7 protein-coding genes, 1 tRNA gene and 2 pseudogenes are annotated in these 11,446 nt (G+C 49.3%); 9 read left to right on the top strand and 1 reads right to left on the bottom strand.

Annotation, left to right across the window (positions count from 1 at the left end; all coding sequences use genetic code 11):
• Window positions 1-159: 159 nt before the first annotated feature.
• Complete coding sequence (locus BG74_RS13030; RefSeq protein WP_187202615.1) at window positions 160-432, bottom strand: hypothetical protein; 273 nt, start codon at window positions 430-432, stop codon at window positions 160-162.
• A gap of 1,212 nt (window positions 433-1,644) precedes the next feature.
• On the opposite strand from BG74_RS13030, the pseudogene BG74_RS20480 reads away from it, so the two are divergent.
• The 9 genes and pseudogenes from BG74_RS20480 to flhA form a co-directional block, all read left to right on the top strand.
• Window positions 1,645-1,821 (top strand): annotated as a pseudogene (locus BG74_RS20480) (OsmC family protein); the annotation flags it as partial.
• A gap of 318 nt (window positions 1,822-2,139) precedes the next feature.
• Window positions 2,140-3,861: pseudogene (eptB, locus tag BG74_RS04500) on the top strand (kdo(2)-lipid A phosphoethanolamine 7''-transferase).
• Between the two features lie 80 nt (window positions 3,862-3,941).
• Window positions 3,942-4,018 (top strand) — tRNA-Pro (locus BG74_RS04495).
• A 1,018-nt stretch (window positions 4,019-5,036) separates the two neighbouring features.
• Entirely contained in the window at window positions 5,037-5,381 is a 345-nt protein-coding gene (gene flhD / locus BG74_RS04490) for a flagellar transcriptional regulator FlhD (protein WP_066596895.1), read from the top strand.
• Between the two features lie 4 nt (window positions 5,382-5,385).
• Entirely contained in the window at window positions 5,386-5,976 is a 591-nt protein-coding gene (gene flhC / locus BG74_RS04485; RefSeq protein ID WP_187202614.1) for a flagellar transcriptional regulator FlhC, read from the top strand.
• A gap of 98 nt (window positions 5,977-6,074) precedes the next feature.
• The gene (gene motA / locus BG74_RS04480) at window positions 6,075-6,971 is read left to right on the top strand and encodes a flagellar motor stator protein MotA (protein ID WP_066596892.1); all 897 of its coding nucleotides are present in this window, start codon (window positions 6,075-6,077) and stop codon (window positions 6,969-6,971) included.
• On the top strand, window positions 6,968-8,008 hold the full coding sequence (gene motB / locus BG74_RS04475) for a flagellar motor protein MotB (protein WP_073961075.1): 1,041 nt from the start codon (window positions 6,968-6,970) through the stop codon (window positions 8,006-8,008). The genes motA and motB overlap by 4 nt, the downstream gene beginning before the upstream one ends.
• A gap of 192 nt (window positions 8,009-8,200) precedes the next feature.
• Complete coding sequence (flhB, locus tag BG74_RS04470) at window positions 8,201-9,355, top strand: flagellar biosynthesis protein FlhB (protein ID WP_066596890.1); 1,155 nt, start codon at window positions 8,201-8,203, stop codon at window positions 9,353-9,355.
• Window positions 9,349-11,445: a flagellar biosynthesis protein FlhA gene (flhA, locus tag BG74_RS04465; protein WP_066596888.1), complete on the top strand. Its 2,097-nt coding sequence runs from the start codon at window positions 9,349-9,351 to the stop codon at window positions 11,443-11,445. Before flhB ends, flhA begins: the two co-directional genes overlap by 7 nt.
• Window position 11,446 lies beyond the last annotated feature (1 nt).

The following is an 11,446-nucleotide window of genomic DNA, read 5'->3' as shown; positions in this document are numbered from 1 at the left end:
CAGCCGATAGCCATTGTACTGCATAGAAACTGGTGGTTAGTAAAGATAACGCGGTAATCGTGCCACAGCGATGCTGAAGAAAACGGCTCGTACAGCCGGGCTGCGCGGTTGGCATCGATACCAGAGCAATATCGGCCAGGATAGAGAAGAGCACGAACATCATTTTCCAGGAGTAAAGTAAGCTACGATCACCGAGCCGGCCAAGAGGCGGGTCAGCGGGCAATCAGAGTGACATCGGCCATTAATGCGGTGATTTTGATGCAAATCGCATCCGTAAAGATTTCTGAATGGCGGCGGGTAATCTACCGTGCCGATAAAGCATGGGTCAAAACCCTGCAAGAAACGCATGGCGATAAACTGTTCGATGGCATTGACCAGTAAAATGCCTAGGCAGGCACCGATAAAGAGAATTATACCCGCCAGGGTAAGCACCTCCCTCCGACGCGGTGATATCCAGTGACATGACATGAGGCAGCAAAAGGAAATAGACCTAGCGCATCCCCATCGCTCCGCGTCGCTACACAGGGTGAGTGCCGACCAGGCGTCCGCATTAGGCGGCTGTCAGCACAGAATTAAACTGACGTAGGTGTCACGTTCAAACGCCAGCTACATATATCCCAGATGCAGAACGATTCGTTGCGCGCTAGTCGCCAGGTCCCGCTGTCTGTCACCAACATATTGATAATAAACTATTTTTACTTTAACATAGCCAAAGATAGTTGCGTTCCCGGCCATGATATTAAATTATGACGCCGACCCGGCGATGTCCACGCGCTGTGCATCAGGAGGCGGCCAAGCGGTGAGATATGGCCATGTCGCCTCGAAGCAAGCAACGCTGCTGACCAGAGAGTAGCGCAGGCGAACTTTTCAGCCGCTAATCACTCATGGTAAGCAGTTCCTGCAGCATAATCTGCCGCGGTTGATAAGGCTAGGGATAAAAGGCCACCGGCTCGGCGCTGGCGGCATCCAAATTGGCTAAGGCAGCCTACGACATCACGGATGGCGGTAAAGCGGTCGATAAGCACGGTTCAGTACGATGTTTTAACTCGGTGCTGCTGATGGTTTGACCGCCATAGTGCATAGTAAATGTAAGTGTGGCTTCAGTGATAAAAGTGGCATGATATCTAAGATCTCATGCTACCCCCTGGCGGTGGTTTCCACAGCATTACTCGGTGCGCACGCCGGAAATAAATATCCTATAAATACTGTTTTACCTCAATAAGTTATGTTGGACAAGCTTAATCTGACCTATCCATAGTACCCAGTGATGCTGGTGATTTTGAAGCGGTATTCGGTGAATGTTTCGGAAATGGGAGAATGGATATTTCTATACTACGTGACGCTGATGTCGCTGCTCAAACGTATGGAAACGCGAAGCCTGGCTGGGGCGTTTTCGTTCTGACGATGATGAGCGGCAAGTAGATTATTCGCTTGACCGAGCAGGAGCGTTCGCTGTACGCCCTGGTGGCAACCATTCCGGCGGATGTTCTCTACGAGTTGTCCGTGCAGCGCCAATGAACTTGGGGCTTTGAAACGTCAATTAGAACTTTTGAGTGGCCATTTGGGCACATCGGTGACCGCCGTTAAGGCGCGGTGTAACCCAGCGTAATCAACCAATAAATAAATCATTATGTCACTTAAAAAGTGATTTATCGCGCCAAATCGAAAGCCACCCGCGGTCGTGATGGATATACAACCTCCTCTGAAAGCGTGTTGGACGTGAAGCTATTCCTGCCCAAAGAAATGGGAGGTCAAGGCGGCGCGATCACAAATCCCGAGCAGCTGTTCGCCGCTGGCTACTCTGCCTATTTCCTTAGCGCATAGCGTGTTGGAAGAAGAGCTGGTGCAAAAATCCCATGCGGTGTGCCTGTACTACAACGAGATCCGCAATAATATTGATGTCACTTTGCAGGTCATTACCGTGTAATCCCCGTTTGATTGCTGGGGGAGGTTTATCCCCCAGCGCCTTAGCATTCCCGCCTTTTTCTTCCCGCAGCGCTTGTATGAAAACTTTTTGTAATTTTTCTTATTGAAGAATTTCAATAGGTCACTATTTCGTCGGATTTATCCTGTTACTGTGCCAGCAGTTAAGCTCCATAGCCGTCACGACCTCCTCATGCTTGCTGGGTTTTGCCTTAAATGAAAATTGTGAAAAAACTGCTACATCAGACGCTTTAGCTGTTTCTTGCCATCTATAATCGGCCTGTTCCTCAATCTCTTTGTCTTCATCCGAAGATTCGATATTTTGCATCAGTCTTCCAGCATCTGGCATATAGTTATCGCGTTAACCGAAATTACGGCCGCCATTTTATTTACCTTATTTTTGATACGGGTATTGTTGTTCGGCGGTCGCTCTGTTTTATCGCGTCGCTACTGGTTATGATATTGATCTCTGCCAGTTACTACCATGACACATTTCAATGTTGTTATAGGTTACGGCATTATCGATATCGGTGATGACGACCGATATCGATTTGTTGCACGAAGCCATGGGAATAAATTCCTGGTATGGATGGTAGGGATAAGCGTCTTGCCGTTGTTGCTAATATGGCAAAACGCCTTCGGCCGACATCCTGTTCCAGCAACTGAAAACGTCTGGTAGGCGGTGAAGTTCTTATTTCGGCTGCTGGTGGTGCTGGCGCCTAATGTGGCTGCGGTGCGTTACTAGTATAAGGCGCAGAATCTGCGTGAACGTATTACTACTAATATCGATATTCCTAGCTATGGCGGTTTGTTGGTGCACTCATATCTATCGTCATCGTCGCTCAGGCTGTTCGCCTAATACGCGGCTCGATGAAAGCTAGGTTAATGAGAGTTTTTTTCGATCCGGCTAAGCCGTTTACCTATCTACTGCCGGCGGGTATCTATAATACTTATGTGGTGTTTATTATTGGTGAGACGACCCGTTGGGATCATATAGGATTACTGGGCTATGAGCGCGATATGACGCCAAAACTCTTCCATGAAAAGATCTGGTAGCGTTTCGTAGGTATTCCTGTGATACCTCTACCAAACTCTTCCTACGCTGTATGTTCGTGCGCAAAGGTGAGAACCCTCAATAATCCACAGCGTACGCTGAAAGAGCAAAATGTCTTTGTTGTGATGCGTAATCCAGGCTTCACCTCCGAGCTGTTCGCCATGCAAAGCGAGGTTTGGTTATACAATAATACCGATGATAACAATAAGTTATTCCTTTCGTGGAATGATCGCGTCCGAGAAACGCAATAATGATAAATCCGTGGACGATATGCTGCTAGTTGACGAGATGAAGAATCGCTGGCTCTCCATCCTCAAAGTAAGCATTTAGTCATTTTGCACACCAAAGGCTCTCACTATTTGTATTCGCAGCGTTACCCGCGCAGATTTTCCCGCTATCGGCCGGAGTGTATCGTCGTCAATCAGGATTGCAGTTAAGGAGCAGCTGATTAACGTGTTCGATAACAGTATGTTGCATATCGATAGTTTTATCGAATAGTTTTATCGATAAGGTCCACAACAAAAAAGCACTGGTATTTTATGCCACTGACCACGGTGAGTCTATTGATGAAAACTATCACTTGAAAGGTACACTGCTGCAAAGTACACCGCGCGATATGGCGGCCGCTGGAGTAGTTCTACGTACTTATGATGGTCTGCTAATCTGACGCTTTGCTGGCGAGTACAGAGAATCAATCATGACGCGTTTGTGTGGCTGTAGGTGTAACAGCGCGCCTACACGGTTCATCGTTATGAAGAATTGTTTGATAGTTTGTTGGGATGACTGGGGTATAATAATCCTAGAATGGCGGCATTAAAGTGAAAAATAACTGGTGTCAGAAACCGTCGGCGGCACAGCCGGCTGCTGTGGTTAATCGTGGCTAATGGGTTTGTAAGTAATTGATGGAAATTACTAAAAAGGGATTGACGCCTGTAGTGAGGCGAAGTATCATGCGCCCGCATTACGGTGAGTGGCGCAGCCTGGTAGCGCAATACGTTCGGGACGTATGGGTCGGAGGTTCGAATCCTCTCTCACCGACCAAGTTTCATCTGTAGCATGTCGCTATTAGCTGCACATTATCGCTATCGACAGCGTGGCATTGGCATTCTCAGGTCTGCTGTTTTTTTATCTTTATGTTACTGCTGCGCGCGATTGAGCGAAACGTTAAGAGCGACCATATCCGCCAAAGTGATCCAGAAGGGCTTCGCTGTCGCGACAATGATTACTCTTGCTTAATCTAAATCGGCATTACAGGATAGGATCGTGATCTCTATCTGCTGCCGACGTGGCTATTGGACTATTAGACGAAATGACGTGCCATCGGCGCTATATCCTTTACAATACCGGTCTAGATTGCGGTAGTTAAATGACGATTATTATCTCATTACTGGTGATGTCATCGTGTTATTACGACAGTTTAATTTGTCCTCCTAGGGAAAAATAAGGTACAAAGGTTAGCTTTTCTAATCATCATTGTAAATGATAGCCGATGATTCTAACCTGCTAAACTGATACTTAATTGGCATAATAGGCGCTGATTAGGGGTGTATTTCTTAATGTAAGTTATAAGTGTGACTAATGATGGGTTAGCACGTAAAAGTAAGATTTTTTATTTGTGTTGCAATATAACTAGTATGTATATTGTGTAGTCAAGCGCAAGCGTCACAGACTATGTAGCATAAATGTCCGCCGATGCATTAAATCGGCGGATTATGGATTTACTAATGAGGCAGTAATGTAATTTTTTGATCATTGGCTAAATAGTGTTAGGCTATTGTACGCCGAATTAGCGCGTAGGATGGTTATTACTTATCATTAATTGTCTCCTGAGATTGATGAGAAAAATATGTTTGCATGGGCGGCACGGTTAAGATAATAATGTTTTCGGTTAGGCCATTATAAATAGAGCCAAGGGTTAATGAGTTTATTGTTTGTTAATTATTAACATGCTAAGTGTAAGTTTAAACAAGTGCCAGGTGACCGATATCTGCGTTTAATGCTTTTCGGCCATTAATACTTAACCCTCCTTCGCTATTAAAATAACAAGGATACATCAACGATGAGTAGTGATAACCTTCTCAGGAATATACATGAAATAAATCTATCCTATCTCTTACTCGCCCAAGAGCTTATCAAAAAAGATAAGAAGGTAGCGGGATTCCGTCTTGGGGTGGGAGAAGACACGCTGGATAAACTGGCTGAACTTTCCCTATCTGAATTGATAAAGCTTGGCGAAATCAACCAGCTTATTTGCCTGCTGCGCCTCGATGACGAACAGATCATCAATTGCCTGACGCGCGAATCCCGTGTTGATGAGTTACAGCAGGTCCATACAGGGATCGTGCTGTCCACGCAGTTGCTTAATTCAGCGACTCCCGATCCTACCCGTTTGCTTAAGGAATGATCTCGTGTATAGGAAAAGTATCATGCAGGAATCCAGGGATATACAGCTGGCCATGGAGCTGATTACGCTCGGCGCTCGGCTACCTATTCTGGAAAATGAAACTTGCCTGAGCCGCAGTCGATTGCTGAAATTGTATAAGGAAGTCAAAGGGACACCGGCACCTAAGGGACTATTGCCATTCTCCGCTGACTGGTTTCTATCTTGGGAGCAGAATATCCACTCTTCCGCGTTTTACAACGCTTATCTCTGCCTGATTCGCATAGGAAATACCCCGACCATCGAGGCAATGATAAAAGCGTATCGGCTATATCTAGAACTCTGTCCGCAGCGCCAGGATGGTGGGACGGTGCTAGGTTTGACCCGCGCCTGGATATTGCTACGCTTTATCGACAGCCAATTACTAGGGCAAACGCGCTGTAAACAATGTGGGGGAGCATTCATTACCTATGCCTTCCATCCGCCCCATAACTTTGTTTGCAGTTTCTGCCACCCACCCTCAAGGGCAGTTAAAAAGCGTAAACCTTCACATGCCGCCGCCTATAATCGCTTATATAATTTAAGACAACGGAATATGTGCAACGTAAAGACATGCTGAGAAGAGTGATGCATTGAATGCCATTTTCACAAACGGATTATTCCATCACTGGCAAAAACGTTCATTTTCTGGATGCCACTGTCTTGTAAGGAATCACTGTGCTAGTTATATTTGGTTATATAATTGTATTTATTTCTATTTTTGGTGGATTTTTGTTAGCGGAAGGACAACTAGGCGCCTTATTTCAGCCCGCGGAATTTATGATTATCGTAGGTGCGGGTTTAGGTACTTTTATTATTGGAAATAATATTAAGGCTATCTATGCTACTATAAAGTCAATTCCGCGCCTGTTCCGTTCATCTCGTTATAACAAAGCGATGTACATGGATGTCATGGCACTGATGTATCGCCTACTGTCCAAAAGTCGTCAGTCCGGATTAATAACGCTGGAAAAAGAGATTGACGATCCGCATAACAGCGTTATTTTTACTCACTATCCTTCATTGCTCGCTGATAAATTGGTTATCGATTTCCTTATTGATTACCTCCGTCTGATGGTTGGCGGTAATCTCAACGCTTATGAAATTGAAGCGCTGATGAATAAGGAGATAGAGACCTATGAACAAGAAAATGATATCCCGGTAAACAGCCTGCTACAGGTAGGTGATGCGCTGCCCGCCTTCGGTATCGTCGCGGCGGTGATGGGCGTGGTAAATGCCCTGGCCGCCGCGGACCGGTCCGCGGGCGAACTCGGTGCCCTGATTGCCAATGCGATGGTGGGAACCCTGCTTGGTATTCTCCTGGCCTACGGATGCGTCATGCCCCTGGGGGCGTTGCTTAAGCAGAAAGGCGATGAACATATCAAGATGTTGCATTGCATTCGCGTGACATTGCTCTCCAGTTTGAACGGCTACGCACCGCCGATCGCGATAGAATTCGGGCGCAAGACCTTATATACTTCCGAACGTCCCTCTTTCGAGGAATTAGAATCCCACCTGCGCCAGATTAAAAAATCCGGCCTAATGGAATCTGCTGATACGACAGTCAATTTATGAAAAAGACGTCACCCCCGGTTGTAATCAAATGGCGTAGGGCACGACATACCAATCACCATGTCGGCTCGTGGAAGATAGCCTACGCCGATTTCATGACCACGATGATGGCGTTTTTTTTAGTGATGTGGCTGCTGGGGGCGACAACGCCGCAGCAGCGTGAGCAGATCGCCGAATATTTCAGGATGCCGTTGAGAGAGGCGATTAACCACAACCGCAAATTCAACGTAAGTGATTTCCCGCTGCCCGCTAACCCGAGCGAAGCTCGGACAACGCGTCTGCGTCAGCGTCAACTGGATCACCAGCAGGATATTCAAAGGCTGAATAATGCCCGCCTGCGCTTGGATCATATGTTGCGTAACGATCCGAGGCTGAAGGAACTGCAGCCTAATATGCGCATTACTCTGATGCATGAGGGCTTGCGTATTGAAATTATCGATAGCAAAAAAAGACCAATGTTCGCCACCGGCGGCACGGAAATTGCGCCCTATATGCGCAGTATTATGCACATAATTGCGCCGGTGATTAACGATTTGCCCAACCGTATAAGCTTGGCCGGGCATACGGATAATCAGCCTTATTTAAACGGCGAGCGTGGCTACGGTAACTGGGAGCTGTCCGCCGATCGTGCCAATGCGTCGCGCCGTGAATTGGTAGAAGGTGGGTTGATAAGTGATAAAATTCTGCGGGTCATCGGCATGGCGAATACCATGGCGCCGCCGGGGAAAGAGGATGACAACGCTGCGCAGCGCCGTATCAGTATCGTCATTTTGACCCACGAGCAGGAAGAGGCGATCAGCCAGGAAAATACGGATAGCCATAGCGAAGTGATTGACGGCGACAAGGATGCAGCAGTGCAATTGCGGCATTTGACCAAGCCGCCGCTCGACAAGAAAACCTCACCACTAGCGCCATTCACTCCAACTGCGCCAGAGGTATCCATCACGGCGCAATCTGACGCGGCGTTGCCCTCTCTGAACGATAGAATAGATGGTGACGGCGTCCCGCCAGCGCCATCGATTCCCAAAAGCGCGCTTTGACACGAAGGACCACGTTAAACCCACAGCTCGATGCGTTATGAATGACAGCGCTCTGCGCTGCTTGCCGCGGACGGGTCATTCGTCTGGTAAAAGCCGCGCGGATCCGACTCTTTTTTACCTTATCGGATCGCCTTTCGTCACGTAGGCTAAAAGTCATGAAATCACTCATTCACTACGCGAGGGCAAAGTGCCATGGCGGAAGAAAGCGATCTGGAAAAAAGTGAAGCGCCCACTCCCCACCGATTACAAAAAGCGCGCAAAGAAGGACAGGTACCGCGTTCCAAAGAGCTAGTGTCGTGGATGGTGTTACTGTCTGGCTGGAGCCTGCTATGGCTGACGGGTGAACACCTAGCTCTCGGTATGGGACGGATGCTGCAAAGCGGGCTCTCGTTTGATTTCCACATTAACGGCGAGGGGAGTTGGTTACTGGCCCAGTTTTCCGACCTGGTGCGACAGGCGATGCTGGCGAGCGTATCGCTATTCCTCGGCGTGACGTTAGTAGCCGTGGGGGCGCCGATGTTGATCGGTGGCGTGTTGTTTAGCAGTAAAGCTGTCAGCCTGGATCTCAAACGCCTGAACCCCTTTAGCGGGCTTAACCGACTGTTTTCCATGCAAATGATCGCTGAACTTACCAAAACGCTGTTCAAATTCTGTCTGGTGGGAGGCGGCGCCTGCGGCACCGCTTTGTGGTTTATTTGGCCGCGGATGATGCAGTTAGCGCAGGGGGTGCCTCTCACGGTCATAGCTGAAAGTTTATCACTTATACGGCAGTGCGTGTTGCTTATCATCCTCGCCCTGATTCCCGTGGTGGGATTTGACGTTTTTTATCAGTTATTCAGTCATCTGAAGAAGCTGCGGATGTCGCGCCATGACATTCTTGAAGAACATAAAGAAAAAGAAGGGGATCCGCAGCTGAAAGGTCTGATTCGCCAGCGCCAGCGCCAGCAGGCGCAGCGGCGAATGATGCAGGATGTGGCGAACGCCGATGTGGTGATCGTCAATCCGATCCATTATGCGGTGGCGCTGAAATATGAACAGATGCGTATGACCGCACCGCAGCTATTGGCGAAAGGCGCAGGCGTCGTAGCGCTAAATATCCGTCAGCGGGCGGAACAGCAGGGAATCCCAATTCTGGAAGCACCACCGTTAGCCCTGGCCCTATACCGGCACTGCGAGATAGGCGGCGTCATTCCGGTGGCGCTCTATGGTTCCGTGGCGGAGGTTCTGGCTTGGGTTTATGGTTTGCGTCTCTGGCGCAAGCAAGGGGGATTGCGGCCCCGGCAACCGAGCAAACTCACCGTACCAAAAGCATTATATCGTGCAAAAAAGGAGTATTCACGATGGTGAATCTGGTAGCTAAACTGCACTTAACCGGTTTCAGTCAGACCAAGTGGCAAATCTTTGCGGGTCCCGTGGTGATTATCATGATTTTGTCGATGATGATCCTGCCTTTGCCCCCTTTCGCCCTGGACCTCTTTTTTACCTTTAATATCGTTTTATCCATAATGATCCTGCTGGTAGCAATGTTTACCCAGCGTACCCTCGATTTTGCCGCTTTTCCGACCGTGCTGTTATTCTCTACCTTGCTGAGGCTGGCGCTCAATGTTGCCTCAGCGCGCGTTATTTTATTGCAGGGGCATCAAGGGGAAGCGGCGGCGGGGCAGGTTATCGACGCGTTCGGCCATTTTCTCGTCGGCGGTAACTTCGCTATCGGGATCGTCGTGTTCGCTATTCTGGTGATTATCAATTTCATGGTTATCACTAAAGGCGCGGGCCGTATAGCCGAAGTGGGCGCACGCTTTGTATTAGACGGTATGCCGGGCAAACAAATGGCCATCGACGCCGATCTGAATGCCGGCCTTATCGGCGAAGAGGAAGCAAAACAGCGACGCATAGAAGTGACGCAAGAGGCTGATTTTTACGGCTCCATGGATGGCGCAAGCAAATTCATCCGCGGTGATGTAATCGCCGGGTTATTGATTATGGCCATTAATTTGATTGGCGGTTTGCTGGTAGGCGTCATGCAGCACGGAATGGATCTCAGCCGAGCAGGGGAAACCTATACGTTGCTGACTATCGGCGATGGTCTGGTGGCGCAGATACCAGCGCTGGTCATTTCGACCGCTACCGGCGTTATTGTCACGCGCGTGGCTACTCATCAGGACGTAGGTGAGCAAATGGTAAGCCAATTGTTCAATAACCCCCGGGTCATGATGCTGTCCGCCGCAGTGATTGGTTTGCTGGGACTGGTACCGGGGATGCCAAACATCGTATTTTTACTGTTCACGCTACTACTGCTCGGCATGGCATGGCTGCTGCGCCATCACGCCGTTATACGCGGGGAAAAAGCGACGGTTAGCACGCTGGGGGATAACCCAGCGCCGGAAACCAGGCAGAGCGAGGAGGCCAGCTGGGATGACGTGCAGCCTGAGGATACCCTCGGACTAGAGGTAGGCTATCGACTGATTCCAATGGTGGATAGCAGCCAGGGGGCTGAGCTGTTGAAGCGCATACGGGGGATCCGCAAAAAATTTGCTCGTGAAATTGGTTATCTGCCGCCGGTGGTACATATTCGCGATAATTTGGAAATACCGCCAACCCACTACCGTATTTTGCTACACGGCGTGGAAATCGGCTGTGGGGATATCTATCCCGAGCGCTGGATGGCCATTAATCCCGGCAGCGCCAGCGATACGATAAAGGGCGACCCGTGTCAGGAACCCGCGTTTGGCCTGCCGGCCGTATGGATAGACCAGGTACTGTGCGATGAGGCCAAGACGCTTGGATATACCGTTGTGGATGCCAGTACAGTGGTCGCGACCCATTTCAATCAGTTGCTCATGCAACACGCCGAGGAGCTGCTCGGCCGCCAGGAAACGCAGCAATTGCTGGAGCATTTCGCCCGTGAAATGCCTAAGCTAACGGAGGATTTGATCCCGGATGTGCTTTCTCTTACCACCCTGCATAAGGTATTGCAGAATTTACTGGCTGAACAGGTTTCGATTCGTGATATGCGCTCTATAGTGGAGTGTCTAGCGGAAAATGCGCCGCAGCAAAACGATGTGGATATGTTAACCAATCTGGTACGCCATAAATTGGCCCGCGCCATTACCCAACACTGGTTTCCCGGTACAGGGGATATCCAGGTCATTGGCCTGGAAGTGGCTTTAGAGCAAGCGCTGATACAGGCGGTACAAAACGGCGGCGTGCTAGAGCCGGGCATGGCGGATCGATTGCTGGTCCAGGCCGAACGGGCGTTGCAGCGGCAGATGGCCCTTGGGGCTCCGAAGGTTCTGCTGGTCAACTCAGTTCTGCGCGCCATGCTTTCACGTTTTTTACGCCGCTCTCTGCCGCAGCTGACCGTGTTGGCCAGTACTGAAATCGCCGACAACCGGCCGGTGCGCTTTAATACGATGATTGGCGCGTCGGCTGAATAAT

This window comes from Sodalis-like endosymbiont of Proechinophthirus fluctus, from assembly GCF_001602625.1.
Lineage (GTDB): Bacteria > Pseudomonadota > Gammaproteobacteria > Enterobacterales > Enterobacteriaceae.
This window is presented reverse-complemented; position numbering and strand designations above follow the sequence as displayed.